General features: G+C 58.3%; 6 protein-coding genes. 1 reads left to right on the forward strand and 5 read right to left on the reverse strand.

Features of this window, described 5'->3' with window-relative positions; genetic code table 11:
• Positions 1 to 54 precede the first annotated feature (54 nt).
• The 3 genes from EXZ61_RS19045 to EXZ61_RS19055 form a co-directional block, all read right to left on the reverse strand.
• The gene (locus EXZ61_RS19045; RefSeq protein WP_142813383.1) at positions 55 to 14,232 is read right to left on the reverse strand and encodes a hypothetical protein; all 14,178 of its coding nucleotides are present in this window, start codon (positions 14,230 to 14,232) and stop codon (positions 55 to 57) included.
• Positions 14,233 to 14,554: 322 nt separating this feature from the next.
• Complete coding sequence (locus EXZ61_RS19050) at positions 14,555 to 16,471, reverse strand: SEL1-like repeat protein (protein ID WP_142813386.1); 1,917 nt, start codon at positions 16,469 to 16,471, stop codon at positions 14,555 to 14,557.
• A 48-nt stretch (positions 16,472 to 16,519) separates the two neighbouring features.
• Positions 16,520 to 17,806 carry an efflux transporter outer membrane subunit gene (locus tag EXZ61_RS19055; protein WP_168224823.1) on the reverse strand — a complete coding sequence of 429 codons (1,287 nt, stop codon included), beginning with the start codon at positions 17,804 to 17,806 and terminating at the stop codon, positions 16,520 to 16,522.
• A gap of 219 nt (positions 17,807 to 18,025) precedes the next feature.
• On the opposite strand from EXZ61_RS19055, the gene EXZ61_RS19060 reads away from it, so the two are divergent.
• Complete coding sequence (locus tag EXZ61_RS19060; RefSeq protein ID WP_201799090.1) at positions 18,026 to 19,837, forward strand: O-linked N-acetylglucosamine transferase, SPINDLY family protein; 1,812 nt, start codon at positions 18,026 to 18,028, stop codon at positions 19,835 to 19,837.
• A gap of 53 nt (positions 19,838 to 19,890) precedes the next feature.
• Here EXZ61_RS19060 and EXZ61_RS19065 read toward each other — a convergent pair whose 3' ends face one another.
• Together EXZ61_RS19065 and fliS are read right to left on the reverse strand one after the other, a co-directional pair.
• Complete coding sequence (locus EXZ61_RS19065; RefSeq protein ID WP_142813392.1) at positions 19,891 to 20,190, reverse strand: flagellar protein FliT; 300 nt, start codon at positions 20,188 to 20,190, stop codon at positions 19,891 to 19,893.
• A gap of 19 nt (positions 20,191 to 20,209) precedes the next feature.
• Entirely contained in the window at positions 20,210 to 20,629 is a 420-nt protein-coding gene (gene fliS / locus EXZ61_RS19070) for a flagellar export chaperone FliS (protein WP_142813394.1), read from the reverse strand.
• Positions 20,630 to 20,717 lie beyond the last annotated feature (88 nt).

Genomic DNA, 20,717 nt, shown 5'->3' on the forward strand with positions numbered 1-20,717 from the left:
CTCCACCACTTGACTTTTCTATGCCTTGCCGCACGCTTGCACAAGGGCCCTTATTTAGGTCTTTCCTCCGCTGCTAAGAATATTGGTGCTACTTGGATCTTGCGTTATAGCAAGTTTCAGCGAATTAGATGCTGTCGCTGCCGTTCCTCCGCCAGCCAGCGGTTGACCATTCGCGTCAAACTGCTTCATCACATCGGCCATGCTGGCTACGGCAAGTGTCGCCGGCGTCAAGCTAGGCTGAACGCTCTTCGCAGGTTCTATCGCCAACTTACCTTCCTCAGGCAACACACCCGAACTGCCGAAGCTACCCATCGCCTGCGCCAAACTACTCACCTTGGTTCGCAGGTCATCCTTAGGCTCAAGCGCAGGCTGCGCCTTGGCATCAGGCACCAATGCTGGCGCCTGAATCAAGCTGCTTGCAAGGGCCTGATGCGGTACTGGCGCAGCCCCTGCAGCCCCTGCAGGTTCGGCAAGTACTGCCTGCGGATTGGCCGGAGCCAGCGCAGCAATCGCCTTGTCTACATTCGTGCTACTCGGTGCTGGCGCAGTCGCAGCTACCTTAGGCGCCTTATCCGCCAAGAACCAAACGTCCGCCGCAGCATGGGTGACACCGTCAGTCGTCTCGTAGGTCGACGTCAAGCCCACCAGGTTGCCATTGTCCCGTGCCGTGCCCACCTGTGCATTTACATTGATTTTTGCAATACCCAGTGAAGCGAGCGTTTTTGTCTCTCCAGCCTGGGACACACCATCAGAGTTACTGTCTACCCAAACCCGAAGATCTGCGTACATGGCGTCTGCGCTTGTGATGACTCCATCATGGTTGGTATCAAGCTCACGCAATGCTGCGTAACCGTCCGCCGCTTTCTGTCCATTCGCCAGCTTGGTAGAAGAACCAAACAGTTCTGATCCATCATTGATCATGCCATCGTGGTTGCGGTCTAGCACCAGCAAACCATCGCTTCCACTCACCCAACCCGTACTCACCGACTGCCCCTCCGCAAACAAGTCAAACTTCACACCAGAGTCGATGCTGAGCGTACGCACACCATCACCATTCAAATCCAAGATTATGGGCGTACCCGTTGTCAGGTAAGAATACGATCCCGTCACAAAGGCGGCAATCTGTGCAGACGTAAATGCCTCAACCTGGTTCGTAGTGAACGCCTCCGCCTGCGCTGAAGAGAACGCGGCAATCTGGCTGGTCTTGAGTGCGACCAGATCGGCAGTCTCGAATGCACGCATTTGCGTAGTCGTCAAAGCGGTAATGGATGAAGTCGAGAGCGACTGCACCTGATTCGTCGTCAGCGCCTGAATCTGATTTGTGCTCAGGGCAGCAACCGTACCTGTAGACAGGCCAGCGACTTGGCTAGTCCGCAATGCCTGTATATCCAGTGTTTCAATAGCCTGTACCTGGTCGGTGGTCAAAGCTGCCAAGGTGCTGGTCGTCAAACCAGAGACCTGCGCCGTACTGAGCGCAACCACTTGGTCCGTTGTCAATGCCTGCACTTGGGCCGTGGACAACGCACCCAGTTGGCTCGTAGTCAATGCTTGCACTTGATCTGTGACTAGCGCGGCCAGCGTACTTGTCGTAAGCGCGAGCACTTGGTTGGTGCGCAACGCTTGCACATCCACAGTTTCAATCGCCTGCACCTGAACCGATGTCAAGCTAGCAATGCCCGCGGTTGTCAGGGACTGAATCTGGTTGGTAGTTAGCGCGACCAACTGGTTGGTGGTCAGCGCATTCACGGCGGCTGTTGTCAAAGCCGCAACCTGATTCGTCCTCAATGCCTGCACATCCACCGTTTCAAAGGCTTGCACTTGGTCGGTGCTTAGAGCAGCGAGTCCAGCTGTCGAGAGAGACTGGATCTGCAGGGTTTGCAGTGCAACGATCTGTGCAGTGCTTAGCGCAGAGACAGTGCTTGTGGTTAGGCTGCTCACCTGGGCCGTAGTCAGCACTTGGATGTCCCGGGTCTCTATCGCTTGCACTTGGCTGCTCGTGAGCGCCGCCAAGGTGGCTGTGCCTAGACCCAAGCTTTGTACCGTTCCGTTGACCGTGATTCCACCAATTTGTGCAGTGTTCAGCGCAACAATCTGGTCTGTCGTCAAGGCCTGTACTTGGTTGGTCCGCAAGGCCCCCAACTGGCTGCTGGTCAACGCTTGGATTTGGTCGCTGTTGAGCGCCGCTACGCTGGCCGTGACCAATGCCGCGACTTGCCCTGTCAACAAGGCTTTAATGTCTAGCGTCTCTATCGCCACCACTTGGTCTGTGGTGAGCGCCGCAACACCTGCTGTCGTCAAGGCCTGGATTTGGTTCGTTTGCAGCGCCACCACTTGGTCTGTGGTCAAGGCGTTGACGGTGGCTGTTGCCAAGGCTGCCACTTGGCGTGTGAGCAGCGCTTGGATGTCCCTGGTCTCTATCGCTTGGAGTTGCGCTGTCGTGAGCGCTCCTATGCCGCTGGTCGTCAAGGCCTGCACTTGGTTGGTTTGCAGCGCCACCACTTGGTCTGTGGTCAAGGCCTGCACGGTGCTGGTGTTCAAGCCGCTGATCTGGCCCGTAGTCAGCACTTGGATGTCCCGGGTCTCTATCGCTTGCACTTGGGTGCTCGTGAGCGCCGCCAAGGTGGCTGTGCCTAGACCCAAGCTTTGTACCGTTCCGTTGACCGTGATTCCACCAATTTGTGCGGTGTTCAGCGCAACAATCTGGTCTGTCGTCAAGGCCTGTACTTGGTTGGTCCGCAAGGCCCCCAACTGGCTGCTGGTCAGCGCTTGGATTTGGTCGCTGTTGAGCGCCGCTACGCTGGCCGTGACCAATGCCGCGACTTGGTTAGTCTTCAAGGCTTGGATGTCTAGCGTCTCTATCGCCACCACTTGGTCTGTGGTGAGCGCCGCAACACCTGCTGTCGTCAAGGCCTGAATTTGGTTCGTTTGCAGCGCCACCACTTGGTCTGTAGTCAAGGCGTTGACGGTGGCTGTTGCCAAGGCTGCCACTTGGCGTGTGAGCAGCGCTTGGATGTCCCGGGTCTCTATCGCTTGGAGTTGCGCTGTCGTGAGCGCTCCTATGCCGCTGGTGGTCAAGGCCTGGATTTGATGGGTCTCCAGCGCCACCACTTGGTCTGTGGACAGGGCCGCTATCGATTGTGTGGCCAGTGTGCCTATCTGTGTGGTCGTGAGCGCTTGGATGTCTCTCGTCTCTATCGCTTGCACTTGGTTGGTCGTCAGCGCCGCGATCGTGCGGGTGTTCAAGCCCGTCACTTGCTGCGTGTTCAAGGCCACGATCTGGTCTGTCAACAGCGCTTGCACTTGGGCGGTCGTCAGCGCTGCCAATCCTGCGCTGTTGAGCGCCTGGATTTGGTCTGTCGTCAACGCCACCACTTGGCTTGTCAAGAGCGCCGCTACCGTACCCGTCGTCAGGTTGTTGACTTGGCGACTATCGAGCGCTTGCACTTGGTCTGAGGCCAGCGCCACCACTTGGGCTGTCCTCAATGCCGCCAATTGGTTGGTCTCCAAGGCGCGCACTTGGTCTGTGGACAAGCCCAGCACTTGCGCACTGGTGCCTGCGTTCAAGCCCGCTATTTGCAGGGTCGTCAAGGCCGCCACTTGGCCTGTCGTGAGCGCGCGGATGTCCCTCGTCTCTATCGCCAGTACCTGGTCCGAGCTCAGCGCCACAATGTTGGCGGTCGTCAAGGCCTGCACTTGGTTGGTTTGCAGCGCCACCACTTGGTCTGTGGTCAAGGCCCGCACGGTGCTGGTGTTCAAGCCGCTGATCTGGCCCGTAGTCAGCACTTGGATGTCCCGGGTCTCTATCGCTTGCACTTGGGTGCTCGTGAGCGCCGCCAAGGTGGCTGTGCCTAGACCCAAGCTTTGTACCGTTCCGTTGACCGTGATTCCACCAATTTGTGCGGTGTTCAGCGCAACAATCTGGTCTGTCGTCAAGGCCTGTACTTGGTTGGTCCGCAAGGCCCCCAACTGGCTGCTGGTCAGCGCTTGGATTTGGTCGCTGTTGAGCGCCGCTACGCTGGCCGTGACCAATGCCGCGACTTGGTTAGTCTTCAAGGCTTGGATGTCTAGCGTCTCTATCGCCACCACTTGGTCTGTGGTGAGCGCCGCAACACCTGCTGTCGTCAAGGCCTGAATTTGGTTCGTTTGCAGCGCCACCACTTGGTCTGTAGTCAAGGCGTTGACGGTGGCTGTTGCCAAGGCTGCCACTTGGCGTGTGAGCAGCGCTTGGATGTCCCTGGTCTCTATCGCTTGGAGTTGCGCTGTCGTGAGCGCTCCTATGCCGCTGGTGGTCAAGGCCTGGATTTGATGGGTCTCCAGCGCCACCACTTGGTCTGTGGACAGGGCCGCTATCGATTGTGTGGCCAGTGTGCCTATCTGTGTGGTCGTGAGCGCTTGGATGTCTCTCGTCTCTATCGCTTGCACTTGGTTGGTCGTCAGCGCCGCGATCGTGCGGGTGTTCAAGCCCGTCACTTGCTGCGTGTTCAAGGCCACGATCTGGTCTGTCAACAGCGCTTGCACTTGGGCGGTCGTCAGCGCTGCCAATCCTGCGCTGTTGAGCGCCTGGATTTGGTCTGTCGTCAACGCCACCACTTGGCTTGTCAAGAGCGCCGCTACCGTACCCGTCGTCAGGTTGTTGACTTGCCTGCTATCGAGCGCTTGCACTTGGTCTGAGGCCAGCGCCACCACTTGGGCTGTCCTCAATGCCGCCAATTGGTTGGTCTCCAAGGCGCGCACTTGGTCTGTGGACAAGCCCAGCACTTGCGCACTGGTGCCTGCGTTCAAGCCCGCTATTTGCAGGGTCGTCAAGGCCGCCACTTGGCCTGTCGTGAGCGCGCGGATGTCCCTCGTCTCTATCGCCAGTACCTGGTCCGAGCTCAGCGCCACAATGTTGGCGGTCGTCAAGGCCTGCACTTGGTTGGTTTGCAGCGCCACCACTTGGTCTGTGGTCAAGGCCCGCACGGTGCTGGTGTTCAAGCCGCTGATCTGGCCCGTAGTCAGCACTTGGATGTCCCGGGTCTCTATCGCTTGCACTTGGGTGCTCGTGAGCGCCGCCAAGGTGGCTGTGCCTAGACCCAAGCTTTGTACCGTTCCGTTGACCGTGATTCCACCAATTTGTGCGGTGTTCAGCGCAACAATCTGGTCTGTCGTCAAGGCCTGTACTTGGTTGGTCCGCAAGGCCCCCAACTGGCTGCTGGTCAGCGCTTGGATTTGGTCGCTGTTGAGCGCCGCTACGCTGGCCGTGACCAATGCCGCGATTTGGTTAGTCTTCAAGGCTTGGATGTCTAGCGTCTCTATCGCCACCACTTGGTCTGTGGTGAGCGCCGCAACACCTGCTGTCGTCAAGGCCTGAATTTGGTTCGTTTGCAGCGCCACCACTTGGTCTGTGGTCAAGGCGTTGACGGTGGCTGTTGCCAAGGCTGCCACTTGGCGTGTGAGCAGCGCTTGGATGTCCCGGGTCTCTATCGCTTGGAGTTGCGCTGTCGTGAGCGCTCCTATGCCGCTGGTGGTCAAGGCCTGGATTTGATGGGTCTCCAGCGCCACCACTTGGTCTGTGGACAGGGCCGCTATCGATTGTGTGGCCAGTGTGCCTATCTGTGTGGTCGTGAGCGCTTGGATGTCTCTCGTCTCTATCGCTTGCACTTGGTTGGTCGTCAGCGCCGCGATCGTGCGGGTGTTCAAGCCCGTCACTTGCTGCGTGTTCAAGGCCACGATCTGGTCTGTCAACAGCGCTTGCACTTGGGCGGTCGTCAGCGCTGCCAATCCTGCGCTGTTGAGCGCCTGGATTTGGTCTGTCGTCAACGCCACCACTTGGCTTGTCAAGAGCGCCGCTACCGTACCCGTCGTCAGGTTGTTGACTTGGCGACTATCGAGCGCTCGCACTTGGTCTGAGGCCAGCGCCACCACTTGGGCTGTCCTCAATGCCGCCAATTGGTTGGTCTCCAAGGCGCGCACTTGGTCTGTGGACAAGCCCAGCACTTGCGCACTGGTGCCTGCGTTCAAGCCCGCTATTTGCAGGGTCGTCAAGGCCGCCACTTGGCCTGTCGTGAGCGCGCGGATGTCCCTCGTCTCTATCGCCAGTACCTGGTCCGAGCTCAGCGCCACAATGTTGGCGGTCGTCAAGGCCTGCACTTGGTTGGTTTGCAGCGCCACCACTTGGTCTGTGGTCAAGGCCCGCACGGTGCTGGTGTTCAAGCCGCTGATCTGGCCCGTAGTCAGCACTTGGATGTCCCGGGTCTCTATCGCTTGCACTTGGGTGCTCGTGAGCGCCGCCAAGGTGGCTGTGCCTAGACCCAAGCTTTGTACCGTTCCGTTGACCGTGATTCCACCAATTTGTGCGGTGTTCAGCGCAACAATCTGGTCTGTCGTCAAGGCCTGTACTTGGTTGGTCCGCAAGGCCCCCAACTGGCTGCTGGTCAGCGCTTGGATTTGGTCGCTGTTGAGCGCCGCTACGCTGGCCGTGACCAATGCCGCGACTTGGTTAGTCTTCAAGGCTTGGATGTCTAGCGTCTCTATCGCCACCACTTGGTCTGTGGTGAGCGCCGCAACACCTGCTGTCGTCAAGGCCTGAATTTGGTTCGTTTGCAGCGCCACCACTTGGTCTGTAGTCAAGGCGTTGACGGTGGCTGTTGCCAAGGCTGCCACTTGGCGTGTGAGCAGCGCTTGGATGTCCCGGGTCTCTATCGCTTGGAGTTGCGCTGTCGTGAGCGCTCCTATGCCGCTGGTGGTCAAGGCCTGGATTTGATGGGTCTCCAGCGCCACCACTTGGTCTGTGGACAGGGCCGCTATCGATTGTGTGGCCAGTGTGCCTATCTGTGTGGTCGTGAGCGCTTGGATGTCTCTCGTCTCTATCGCTTGCACTTGGTTGGTCGTCAGCGCCGCGATCGTGCGGGTGTTCAAGCCCGTCACTTGCTGCGTGTTCAAGGCCACGATCTGGTCTGTCAACAGCGCTTGCACTTGGGCGGTCGTCAGCGCTGCCAATCCTGCGCTGTTGAGCGCCTGGATTTGGTCTGTCGTCAACGCCACCACTTGGCTTGTCAAGAGCGCCGCTACCGTACCCGTCGTCAGGTTGTTGACTTGGCGACTATCGAGCGCTTGCACTTGGTCTGAGGCCAGCGCCACCACTTGGGCTGTCCTCAATGCCGCCAATTGGTTGGTCTCCAAGGCGCGCACTTGGTCTGTGGACAAGCCCAGCACTTGCGCACTGGTGCCTGCGTTCAAGCCCGCTATTTGCAGGGTCGTCAAGGCCGCCACTTGGCCTGTCGTGAGCGCGCGGATGTCCCTCGTCTCTATCGCCAGTACCTGGTCCGAGCTCAGCGCCACAATGTTGGCGGTCGTCAAGGCCTGCACTTGGTTGGTTTGCAGCGCCACCACTTGGTCTGTGGTCAAGGCCCGCACGGTGCTGGTGTTCAAGCCGCTGATCTGGCCCGTAGTCAGCACTTGGATGTCCCGGGTCTCTATCGCTTGCACTTGGGTGCTCGTGAGCGCCGCCAAGGTGGCTGTGCCTAGACCCAAGCTTTGTACCGTTCCGTTGACCGTGATTCCACCAATTTGTGCGGTGTTCAGCGCAACAATCTGGTCTGTCGTCAAGGCCTGTACTTGGTTGGTCCGCAAGGCCCCCAACTGGCTGCTGGTCAGCGCTTGGATTTGGTCGCTGTTGAGCGCCGCTACGCTGGCCGTGACCAATGCCGCGACTTGTCCTGTCAGCAAGGCTTGGATGTCACGTGTCTCTATCGCCACCACTTGGTCTGTGGTGAGCGCCGCAACACCTGCTGTCGTCAAGGCCTGAATTTGGTTCGTTTGCAGCGCCACCACTTGGTCTGTAGTCAAGGCGTTGACGGTGGCTGTTGCCAAGGCTGCCACTTGGCGTGTGAGCAGCGCTTGGATGTCCCTGGTCTCTATCGCTTGGAGTTGCGCTGTCGTGAGCGCTCCTATGCCGCTGGTGGTCAAGGCCTGGATTTGATGGGTCTCCAGCGCCACCACTTGGTCTGTGGACAGGGCCGCTATCGATTGTGTGGCCAGTGTGCCTATCTGTGTGGTCGTGAGCGCTTGGATGTCTCTCGTCTCTATCGCTTGCACTTGGTTGGTCGTCAGCGCCGCGATCGTGCGGGTGTTCAAGCCCGTCACTTGCTGCGTGTTCAAGGCCACGATCTGGTCTGTCAACAGCGCTTGCACTTGGGCGGTCGTCAGCGCTGCCAATCCTGCGCTGTTGAGCGCCTGGATTTGGTCTGTCGTCAACGCCACCACTTGGCTTGTCAAGAGCGCCGCTACCGTACCCGTCGTCAGGTTGTTGACTTGCCTGCTATCGAGCGCTTGCACTTGGTCTGAGGCCAGCGCCACCACTTGGGCTGTCCTCAATGCCGCCAATTGGTTGGTCTCCAAGGCGCGCACTTGGTCTGTGGACAAGCCCAGCACTTGCGCACTGGTGCCTGCGTTCAAGCCCGCTATTTGCAGGGTCGTCAAGGCCGCCACTTGGCCTGTCGTGAGCGCGCGGATGTCCCTCGTCTCTATCGCCAGTACCTGGTCCGAGCTCAGCGCCACAATGTTGGCGGTCGTCAAGGCCTGCACTTGGTTGGTTTGCAGCGCCACCACTTGGTCTGTGGTCAAGGCCCGCACGGTGCTGGTGTTCAAGCCGCTGATCTGGCCCGTAGTCAGCACTTGGATGTCCCGGGTCTCTATCGCTTGCACTTGGGTGCTCGTGAGCGCCGCCAAGGTGGCTGTGCCTAGACCCAAGCTTTGTACCGTTCCGTTGACCGTGATTCCACCAATTTGTGCGGTGTTCAGCGCAACAATCTGGTCTGTCGTCAAGGCCTGTACTTGGTTGGTTCGCAAGGCCCCCAACTGGCTGCTGGTCAGCGCTTGGATTTGGTCGCTGTTGAGCGCCGCTACGCTGGCCGTGACCAATGCCGCGACTTGGTTAGTCTTCAAGGCTTGGATGTCTAGCGTCTCTATCGCCACCACTTGGTCTGTGGTGAGCGCCGCAACACCTGCTGTCGTCAAGGCTTGGATTTGGTTCGTTTGCAGCGCCACCACTTGGTCTGTGGTCAAGGCGTTGACGGTGGCTGTTGCCAAGGCTGCCACTTGGCGTGTGAGCAGCGCTTGGATGTCCCTCGTCTCTATCGCTTGGAGTTGCGCTGTCGTGAGCGCTCCTATGCCGCTGGTGGTCAAGGCCTGGATTTGATGGGTCTCCAGCGCCACCACTTGGTCTGTGGACAGGGCCGCTATCGATTGTGTGGCCAGTGTGCCTATCTGGGTGGTCGTGAGCGCTTGGATGTCTCTCGTCTCTATCGCTTGCACTTGGTTGGTCGTCAGCGCCGCGATCGTGCGGGTGTTCAAGCCCGTCACTTGCTGCGTGTTCAAGGCCACGATCTGGTCTGTCAACAGCGCTTGCACTTGGGCGGTCGTCAGCGCTGCCAATCCTGCGCTGTTGAGCGCCTGGATTTGGTCTGTCGTCAACGCCACCACTTGGCTTGTCAAGAGCGCCGCTACCGTACCCGTCGTCAGGTTGTTGACTTGGCGACTATCGAGCGCTCGCACTTGGTCTGAGGCCAGCGCCACCACTTGGGCTGTCCTCAATGCCGCCAATTGGTTGGTCTCCAAGGCGCGCACTTGGTCTGTGGACAAGCCCAGCACTTGCGCACTGGTGCCTGCGTTCAAGCCCGCTATTTGCAGGGTCGTCAAGGCCGCCACTTGGCCTGTCGTGAGCGCGCGGATGTCCCTCGTCTCTATCGCCAGTACCTGGTCCGAGCTCAGCGCCACAATGTTGGCGGTCGTCAAGGCCTGCACTTGGTTGGTTTGCAGCGCCACCACTTGGTCTGTGGTCAAGGCCCGCACGGTGCTGGTGTTCAAGCCGCTGATCTGGCCCGTAGTCAGCACTTGGATGTCCCGGGTCTCTATCGCTTGCACTTGGGTGCTCGTGAGCGCCGCCAAGGTGGCTGTGCCTAGACCCAAGCTTTGTACCGTTCCGTTGACCGTGATTCCACCAATTTGTGCGGTGTTCAGCGCAACAATCTGGTCTGTCGTCAAGGCCTGTACTTGGTTGGTCCGCAAGGCCCCCAACTGGCTGCTGGTCAGCGCTTGGATTTGGTCGCTGTTGAGCGCCGCTACGCTGGCCGTGACCAATGCCGCGACTTGTCCTGTCAGCAAGGCTTGGATGTCACGTGTCTCTATCGCCACCACTTGGTCTGTGGTGAGCGCCGCAACACCTGCTGTCGTCAAGGCTTGGATTTGGTTCGTTTGCAGCGCCACCACTTGGTCTGTGGTCAAGGCGTTGACGGTGGCTGTTGCCAAGGCTGCCACTTGGCGTGTGAGCAGCGCTTGGATGTCCCGGGTCTCTATCGCTTGGAGTTGCGCTGTCGTGAGCGCTCCTATGCCGCTGGTGGTCAAGGCCTGGATTTGATGGGTCTCCAGCGCCACCACTTGGTCTGTGGACAGGGCCGCTATCGATTGTGTGGCCAGTGTGCCTATCTGTGTGGTCGTGAGCGCTTGGATGTCTCTCGTCTCTATCGCTTGCACTTGGTTGGTCGTCAGCGCCGCGATCGTGCGGGTGTTCAAGCCCGTCACTTGCTGCGTGTTCAAGGCCACGATCTGGTCTGTCAACAGCGCTTGCACTTGGGCGGTCGTCAGCGCTGCCAATCCTGCGCTGTTGAGCGCCTGGATTTGGTCTGTCGTCAACGCCACCACTTGGCTTGTCAAGAGCGCCGCTACCGTACCCGTCGTCAGGTTGTTGACTTGGCGACTATCGAGCGCTTGCACTTGGTCTGAGGCCAGCGCCACCACTTGGGCTGTCCTCAATGCCGCCAATTGGTTGGTCTCCAAGGCGCGCACTTGGTCTGTGGACAAGCCCAGCACTTGCGCACTGGTGCCTGCGTTCAAGCCCGCTATTTGCAGGGTCGTCAAGGCCGCCACTTGGCCTGTCGTGAGCGCGCGGATGTCCCTCGTCTCTATCGCCAGTACCTGGTCCGAGCTCAGCGCCACAATGTTGGCGGTGGTCAAGGCCTGCACTTGGTTGGTTTGCAGCGCCACCACTTGGTCTGTGGTCAAGGCCCGCACGGTGCTGGTGTTCAAGCCGCTGATCTGGCCCGTAGTCAGCACTTGGATGTCCCGGGTCTCTATCGCTTGCACTTGGGTGCTCGTGAGCGCCGCCAAGGTGGCTGTGCCTAGACCCAAGCTTTGTACCGTTCCGTTGACCGTGATTCCACCAATTTGTGCGGTGTTCAGCGCAACAATCTGGTCTGTCGTCAAGGCCTGTACTTGGTTGGTTCGCAAGGCCCCCAACTGGCTGCTGGTCAGCGCTTGGATTTGGTCGCTGTTGAGCGCCGCTACGCTGGCCGTGACCAATGCCGCGACTTGGTTAGTCTTCAAGGCTTGGATGTCTAGCGTCTCTATCGCCACCACTTGGTCTGTGGTGAGCGCCGCAACACCTGCTGTCGTCAAGGCTTGGATTTGGTTCGTTTGCAGCGCCACCACTTGGTCTGTGGTCAAGGCGTTGACGGTGGCTGTTGCCAAGGCTGCCACTTGGCGTGTGAGCAGCGCTTGGATGTCCCTCGTCTCTATCGCTTGGAGTTGCGCTGTCGTGAGCGCTCCTATGCCGCTGGTGGTCAAGGCCTGGATTTGATGGGTCTCCAGCGCCACCACTTGGTCTGTGGACAGGGCCGCTATCGATTGTGTGGCCAGTGTGCCTATCTGTGTGGTCGTGAGCGCTTGGATGTCTCTCGTCTCTATCGCTTGCACTTGGTTGGTCGTCAGCGCCGCGATCGTGCGGGTGTTCAAGCCCGTCACTTGCTGCGTGTTCAAGGCCACGATCTGGTCTGTCAACAGCGCTTGCACTTGGGCGGTCGTCAGCGCTGCCAATCCTGCGCTGTTGAGCGCCTGGATTTGGTCTGTCGTCAACGCCACCACTTGGCTTGTCAAGAGCGCCGCTACCGTACCCGTCGTCAGGTTGTTGACTTGCCTGCTATCGAGCGCTTGCACTTGGTCTGAGGCCAGCGCCACCACTTGGGCTGTCCTCAATGCCGCCAATTGGTTGGTCTCCAAGGCGCGCACTTGGTCTGTGGACAAGCCCAGCACTTGCGCACTGGTGCCTGCGTTCAAGCCCGCTATTTGCAGGGTCGTCAAGGCCGCCACTTGGCCTGTCGTGAGCGCGCGGATGTCCCTCGTCTCTATCGCCAGTACCTGGTCCGAGCTCAGCGCCACAATGTTGGCGGTGGTCAAGGCCTGCACTTGGTTGGTTTGCAGCGCCACCACTTGGTCTGTGGTCAAGGCCCGCACGGTGCTGGTGTTCAAGCCGCTGATCTGGCCCGTAGTCAGCACTTGGATGTCCCGGGTCTCTATCGCTTGCACTTGGGTGCTCGTGAGCGCCGCCAAGGTGGCTGTGCCTAGACCCAAGCTTTGTACCGTTCCGTTGACCGTGATTCCACCAATTTGTGCGGTGTTCAGCGCAACAATCTGGTCTGTCGTCAAGGCCTGTACTTGGTTGGTTCGCAAGGCCCCCAACTGGCTGCTGGTCAGCGCTTGGATTTGGTCGCTGTTGAGCGCCGCTACGCTGGCCGTGACCAATGCCGCGACTTGGTTAGTCTTCAAGGCTTGGATGTCTAGCGTCTCTATCGCCACCACTTGGTCTGTGGTGAGCGCCGCAACACCTGCTGTCGTCAAGGCTTGGATTTGGTTCGTTTGCAGCGCCACCACTTGGTCTGTGGTCAAGGCGTTGACGGTGGCTGTTGCCAAGGCTGCCACTTGGCGTGTGAGCAGCGCTTGGATGTCCCTCGTCTCTATCGCTTGGAGTTGCGCTGTCGTGAGCGCTCCTATGCCGCTGGTGGTCAAGGCCTGGATTTGATGGGTCTCCAGCGCCACCACTTGGTCTGTGGACAGGGCCGCTATCGATTGTGTGGCCAGTGTGCCTATCTGTGTGGTCGTGAGCGCTTGGATGTCTCTCGTCTCTATCGCTTGCACTTGGTTGGTCGTCAGCGCCGCGATCGTGCGGGTGTTCAAGCCCGTCACTTGCTGCGTGTTCAAGGCCACGATCTGGTCTGTCAACAGCGCTTGCACTTGGGCGGTCGTCAGCGCTGCCAATCCTGCGCTGTTGAGCGCTTGGATTTGGTCTGTCGTCAACGCCACCACTTGGCTTGTCAAGAGCGCCGCTACCGTACCCGTCGTCAGGTTGTTGACTTGCCTGCTATCGAGCGCTTGCACTTGGTCTGAGGCCAGCGCCACCACTTGGGCTGTCCTCAATGCCGCCAATTGGTTGGTCTCCAAGGCGCGCACTTGGTCTGTGGACAAGCCCAGCACTTGCGCACTGGTGCCTGCGTTCAAGCCCGCTATTTGCAGGGTCGTCAAGGCCGCCACTTGGCCTGTCGTGAGCGCGCGGATGTCCCTCGTCTCTATCGCCAGTACCTGGTCCGAGCTCAGCGCCACAATGTTGGCGCTCGTCAAGGCCTGCACTTGGTGCGTTTGCAGCGCCACCACTTGGTCTGTGGTCAAGGCCTGCACGGTGCTGCTGTTCAAGCCGCTGATCTGGCCCGTAGTCAGCACTTGGATGTCCCGGGTCTCTATCGCTTGCACTTGGGTGCTCGTGAGCGCCGCCAAGGTGGCTGTGCCTAGACCCAAGCTTTGTACCGTTCCGTTGACCGTGATTCCACCAATTTGTGCGGTGTTCAGCGCAACAATCTGGTCTGTCGTCAAGGCCTGTACTTGGTTGGTCCGCAGCGCAGCCAGACCCGTCGTGCTCACCGCCCCAATTTGGCTAGAGTTGAATACTTGTATTTGAGCGGTTCTAAACGCTGTAATCGCCGAAGTGGTTAATCCGGCGACTTGCAAAGTCGTCATGGCCGCCAGTTGATCCGTTCCGAGCGCAGCGATTTGGCTGGTTTTCAACGCCGCCAACTGGGTCGTTGTCAGTGCCGCAAAGTCACGCGTCTCTAGCGCATTAACCCAGTCTGTCGTGAGCGAATTGACCGCCCTAGTGTTCAACCCTGCAACTTGCGCTGTAGTCAAAGCGACCACTTGGTCGGTGGACAGGGCGGCAATTTGGCCAGTTCCCATGGCCCCTATGGCTGACGTGGAAATCGCCTGCAACTGGTCCGTCGAGATGGCGGCGAGACTTCGCGTCGTCATCGCAGCGATCTGCGCCGTATTGATAGCAGCGAAGTCGGCAGTAGACAACCCAGTGATCTGCAGCGTGGTTAACGCTGCGATCTGTGCCGTGGTACTGCCCAAGATAAAGCTTGATGCTGGCATTTCTATGACCCCTATGACTTCGTCACCGACATGTAGAACTCGACGTCTCTGGCCAACTTGCGACTGGAAAAACCGTAATTATTCAAACAACTACGGCATTCCCCCCTCCAAAGTCACAAACACCAGCTACGACGCCGCGCAATCCGATGGATTACGCCCGTTCCCTAACAACGGCACAATTTCTGATAACTTAAGTAAATAAAAATCTTATTTACATGGCGATTCACAAAGAACCGCGTTAGACGTGAAGTTACCGTACAACTGCAGCTGCATAAGCCCCCAAAACGATAGAAAAGGGCCCTTACTTAAACACGCGAGATGCTTATAGATGTGGCTTCAGTGCGTTCGCATTGGCACGGGCTGCGGCCCATGCGTCAACGCGGCGCTGAGCTTCAGCCGCTTGGGCTGCGTCCAACTGCTGCTGAGACCGCTCACTGTTGATGCGTCCAGCATCATCGCCCGCGGCTTTGGCCAGCAAGAACCACTTATGGGCTTCGACCAGATCCAATGGGGCGGCTTGGCCCGTGGCATACATCAAGCCCAGCCGGGCCTGGGCGCTGCCAACACCTTGGTTAGCGGCTTCAAGGAACCAATGAAACATTTGGGCCAGGCTCTCGGAACGCGGATGCTTGGCCTTGCTCAGGTGAAGCGCCAAGTTGTATTGCGCCTCTGGGTCGCCTTGCTCTGCGGCTTTGGCCCACCACGCCAAGGCCTTCTCGTCTTCTTTGATGCGGGCATACATAAGACCTAAGGTTGCCTGAGCCGGCACAAAGCCGCTCTCAGCCGACTTGTGGCACAAAGCAAACGCTTGGCGCAGGTCCTTAGCCACACCAGGTGCCCCGCTGGCAAATACAGCCCCCATATTCCACTGCGCCTTGGCGTCACCCTGGTCAGCGGCCTTTTCCAGCCAGATCAGGGCTTGGATAAGGTCTGACTCAACGCCATAGCCTTCTAAATAGAAGGCACCTAAAGCGCCTTGGGCAACGGCCAAGCCTTGCTCCGCTGCACGCGCACACCAAGCAAAGGCTTGGGCGGCGCTCTGCTTGACGCCAGATCCCTTGGCATAGCACCTGCTCAAACGCCATTGGGCTTGCTTATCCCCTTGTTCAGCGCCTTCTTTAAAACAAGCAAATGCCAACGTCGCCTGATTCGACGCAAAAACTTCACCCAATGCCAGATGGCCATGCGGTGCGCCCTCCTGCGCGGCCTTGAAATACCAAGAAACGCCCTGCAGACGTTGTTCAGGTGTCGACTTGGACTTCGACAGATGCTGCCCTACCGCCACCATGGCATCTGCGTTGCCGAGTTGAGCCGCTTTTTCATACCATTGCATAGCCACTAGCGGGTACTCTTCTTCATAGCGACGCGCCAGTGCCAACTGTGCACGCGTTTCGTCTTGGTTGGCGGCACGCGCAAACCATGTTTGGGCTTGCTCCTCGTCTTGGGTAACACCTATGCCCGCCTCGTACATCAGGCCCAAGTGGTAACGCACCTCGGCATCCCCTGTCTCGGCTACGCTCACCCAAGCGACGTCCGTGCGGCGGCGTTCTTGGTTGGCATGGCGGCGCTTGGTACGACCCTTTTCTTTGGCCCGCCCAAAGCCCTCGGCATCTAGCCGGTGCATGGCCACTAGAGCGGGCGGGTAGAACTGCTTTGCCGCCTTACGGTACCAGTCCATGGCCACGGCCACTTCTTTGTGCACCCCATCCCCCGCTGCGTAAGCTGCACCCAGCGCACATTGGGCGGGCGCGAAGTCTTGTTCTGCTGCTTGTTGCAGCCAATGCATGGCTTTGCTGGGGTCTGTGTCTACGCCTTTGCCTTGGAGGTAGGCCTGTGCCAGGCCATACTGCGCCTCGGCAAGCCCTTGTGTGGCCGCGCGCTCCAAGCAATGCACTGCCGCATCGGCATGAGCCGATGCATACAGTTTGCCCAAACGGTAGCTTGCTTTTACATGGCCGCGCTCTGCGGCCTTCATGAACCAATGAAAAGCCTGGTGTACATTGCGTTCTATCGCAATGCCGCTGGCGTAGCGCGTGGCCAAGAGATACTGTGCTGGCAAAAAACCTCTCTCCGCCGCTTGACGTATCCATCCCAAGGCTTTTTCGAAGTCTTGTTCAACGCCCACACCATTGGCGTACATCAAGCCTACTTCGTACTGAGCCTCTACCAAACCAAACCGCGCAGACTTCAGCGTCCGCGTAAATGCTGCTTTTTCACGAGAAGGACCTTTGGTCACCATGTAATGCCTCTATCTAACTAGATAGTAGAAAACCAACGACGAAGGGGCCTAATCAGCACGTTGTTCCCCCCCGCCTAATGCCTTGTACAACTGCACTGCCGATTCAAGCTGGGCTCTGCGAACCTGCAAGGCTGCCTGCTGGGCGGCAAACAGCTCACGCTGGGCGTCCAACACTTCCAAATATCCCACCATGCCTGCGTTATGCCGCGCCCAGGCTATTTGCAAGCGTCGCTCTTGCGAGGCCTTGTTGACATTGGCTGAACGCATTTGCGCCACAAGCGAAGCACGTGCCGCCAATTGATCGGACACCTCGCGAAATGCCAACTGAATCGTCCGCTCATACTCTGCAAGGGCTATCGACTTGCGCGCCTCGGCCACTTCAACCCCTGCCGCCGTGCGCCCCCCATCAAACAAAGCAGGCAAAGAAAATCGAGGGCTGAACGAGGTAGTACTACCGCTGAGCAGGCTTGCCAAGCCTTGGCTAGCAACACCAAACCCGGCGACCAACGCGATCTTGGGAAAGAATGCTGTACGCGCAACGCCAATGTTGGCGTGGGCAGCCCGCAGCCGCTGCTCGCTGGCCATGACATCGGGGCGAACCAATAGCACCTCGCTAGGCAAGCCAGGCGCAAGCGCCAAGTCAAGATCTTGCTCCTCCAGGGCATAGCCGGGAGTTTGCATCACGGCGACCTTGCCCACCAAGTAGTCCAAGCGATTTTTCACGGCCACGCGTTGATACTGGACATCCGCCAACGCGGACTTGGCCATCTCTAAAATGCCTGCCGCTTGCTGCACCTCAAAGTCGTTGAGGCCGCCTAGGTCTCGCCCTTTGGTCAGCAACTCCAAGGACTGCTCACGGGCATCGGCAGTAGCTTGCGAGAGCTCAGCCATTGCATCCAACTGCAAAAGCGTGAAGTAGGCGCTAGCCACATCCGCGACCAAAGAAATGCGCACGGCTCGGCGGGCCTCTTCGGTAGCCAAGAAGCTGAAACGCGCGGAGTCTGACAGACCAGCCAAGCGCCCCCAAAAGTCCAGCTCATAAGACACCACAGCCAGCGGAGCCTCGATCATGGTCAATGAAGCGCCGGCCGTTGCACCCAGACTTAAAGACGGCAGCCCTTCTGCTTTGGTCACCCCATACAGAGCCCGCGCTTCTACGACACGCGCCGCGGCAATTTTGAGGTCTCGGTTGTTTTCCAGCGCTTGGGTAATCAGGGATTGCAAACGCGGGTCGGCGAAGTAATTGCGCCAGTGGGTCTTGGCGGCATCGTGCGGCGTAAGCTCAATGTCGGGCGCACTCCAAGCCTGAGGTACAGGCGCGTCAGGGCGTTTCAAATCCGATGTCTGGGAACACCCGATCAGAAACGCACAAAGGCCAATCAACAGAAATCTGGGCATGGGCAAACAAGGCAAACAACTACGAACTTGAGATGCTACCCACGCGCGCACAGACAGTGGCACGCAATTGCGTGGCAATCAGAAGGCTTATCCCGGGCTTACGCAGCGGCCTTCTTGGTGCAATATGATTTTGGCAACTACGCTAGTGGAGTGCATGTGGCGAAATTCGAAGAAAACTATGTAGCGGTGCTCATGCGTGCTTGGCAGGGCCAACTGGACTTCACCCAATTGATCGACTGCGCATCGCAAATGGAGGCCCGCCAGATGGGCCCCTTGTCCGCTGTGCTCTACCAGACTTGGCTGAAGCGCACCAACTCTCCCTATGCTTATGCGGGCTACTTCAATCTAGGCGTTACGCTGTCCAACGAAAGCGACTTTGCGGGCGCGCAACAAGCCTACGAACAATCAATCGCCTTGCACCCGGGGTTTGTGCAGCCCAGATTAAACAAAGGCTCTCTGTTTGAGCGCCAAGGCATGACCGAACAAGCGCTCGCGGAGTGGCGATGGGTGGTGGAACATGTTCCGGGTGACAACCCAGAAAACAAGACATTTGTGCTCATGGCCTTGAACCACTTGGGGCGTGTATTGGAATCGAAGAAGCAGTTCCACGATGCGTTTGCCTACCTCACACAAAGCTTGACCCTAGACCCACTGCAACCCGATGTGGTGCACCACTGGGTGCATTTGCGACAAAAGCAGTGTATGTGGCCGGTGTACTCGCCCATCGAGGGCCTGACCCAGCAAGCCATGCACGAGTCCACGTCGGCCTTGGCCATGATGAATGTTTCCGATGACCCTGCGGAGCAATTGGCTGCCGCCAATCGGTTCGTGGCCAAGCGCGTGAACGCCACCCTGCCCCTTCTGGCAAAGCCCAAACGGTACGGGCACAAAAAACTACGCATTGCCTACGTGTCGTCCGACTTTTGCTTACACCCGGTGTCCATGCTCACCGCGGAACTGTTCGAGCTGCACAACCGAGAAAAGTTTGAAATCTATGGCTACTGCTGGAGTCCCGAAGACGGCTCAGCCTTACGCCAACGCGTGATCGCAGCCATGGACCACTTCACCCGCATTGACCAAATGTCCGACGAAGCGGCGGCCAAACTCATGCGGGAGCATGAAATTGATGTGTTGGTAGACCTGCAAGGCCAAACCGCTGGCGCTCGGGTCAACATGCTGGCCTACCGGCCAGCCCCCATTCAAATCACCTACTTGGGCTTGCCCGCCACCACCGGCTTACCGTCTATCGACTATGTGATTGCCGACCGATTTTTGATTCCTGAAGCGCTCACACCGTTCTATTCCGAAAAACCGCTGTACATGCCCGATATCTACCAGTGCAGCGACCGCAAGCGCGCTGTGGGCCCCATTCCCAGCCGCGAGAGCTGCGGCCTACCCGCCCAAGGGTTTGTGTTTTGCTCACTGAACAACAACTACAAGTACACGCCTGAAATGTTTGACGTGTGGATGCGCATTTTGAAGCGCACTCCAGGCAGCGTTCTATGGCTGCTGGCGGACAATCCATGGGCTGAGGCGAACCTGCGACAAGAAGCCAGGACACGCGGCATTGAAGACCACCGCATTTTGTTTGCACCCCGCGTGTCGCCTGAGAACTACCTTGCCCGGTACGCTGCGGCCGACCTCTTCTTGGACACTTTCCCCTTCAATGCGGGCACTACCGCGAACGATGCCCTTTGGATGGGTCTACCCGTATTGACCCTATGCGGCCGGGCATTTGCCTCCAGAATGGCAGGCGCACTGCTCACTGCAGCCCAAATGCCTGAGCTCATTTGCTACGACGTGCAAAGCTATGAAGACAAGGCCGTAGCGCTTGCAAACACACCCGCCGACTGCTTGCGCCTCAAGACACAACTCAAAGATGTGCATGACCACGGCGTCTTGTTTGACACCACGCGCTTTGTGCAGAACTTAGAGGGTAAGTTACAAGAACTAGTGGCTGCGCTGTAAACAGCCCCCCTTTGCTGCCTCGCCCAGGCTCAGGCAGGGCCAAGGCTAACTACTCAGTGCAGTTGGGTGTTGTGCCCATCAAACTTTTGTTCAAAGTGGGCTAACCAGGGTTCTGCCAGATAGCGTATTTGCGCATCGTTGTGCAAGATGCGACGCATGATGCGGTTTTTCTCTGCGCGGGAGTTGGGGCTTAGCTGCTCGCTGCGCGCACGGTGGCGTAGCTGCTCAATGAGCACGGCGCACGCCCCTTCAAAGCGCACCACGCCATCCCAGTCTTCCATCTTGGCGGCTTCCAACATTTTGGCGCTGCTGTCTTCAATCGCCTTGTAATAGTCAATCAGCATTTCAGACATGAAATGGCTCCTCGTCAGTTTAGACAGACTTCAAATAGGCTGGCCCCTGGCCGTTGATTTGGCGCCAACCACTGGCCACTTTCTCAATCAAAGCGTCCACCTCATCGATAGCAGCCACGTCGTTTCTGGCATTGGCGGTGATCAGGCGGTTCACACAGTACTCATACAAAGCATTCAAATTAGCCGCGAGTTCACCGCCCTTGGTCATGTCCAAAGGTGCTTTCAGGCCTTCTTCCAAAATGCGAATCGCGTTGCCGATGTACTTGCACTTGGCGGGCACGTCCCCATTGCCCATGGCGATGCGGGTAGAACCCAAAGCTTGACGCAGTGCATTGAAGAGCAAATTCACCAACTGGTGCGGATCTGCCATCTCTACGCTAGCGTCGATACTCGCCTTTTTGTAGGCAGAAGCGGAGCGGGAGCTGACTGAGCTAAACATGGTGCAATTCCTTATGGAGATGCTTTTGTTATCGGCAGCTGTATGAAAAAATCAAGCTTTGGAGTTTGCTGCTGGGCTGAGACATGTT

The sequence above is a fragment of the Rhodoferax aquaticus genome (genome assembly GCF_006974105.1).
Lineage (GTDB): Bacteria > Pseudomonadota > Gammaproteobacteria > Burkholderiales > Burkholderiaceae_C > Allorhodoferax > Allorhodoferax aquaticus_A.

Coding starts and splice junctions, on each gene's coding strand:
- fliS (WP_142813394.1), bottom strand. CDS start 20,629: ATGTTTAGCTCAGTCAGCTCCCGCTCCGCTTCTGCCTACAAAAAGGCG.
- EXZ61_RS19050 (WP_142813386.1), bottom strand. CDS start 16,471: ATGGTGACCAAAGGTCCTTCTCGTGAAAAAGCAGCATTTACGCGGACG.
- EXZ61_RS19065 (WP_142813392.1), bottom strand. CDS start 20,190: ATGTCTGAAATGCTGATTGACTATTACAAGGCGATTGAAGACAGCAGC.
- EXZ61_RS19045 (WP_142813383.1), bottom strand. CDS start 14,232: ATGCCAGCATCAAGCTTTATCTTGGGCAGTACCACGGCACAGATCGCA.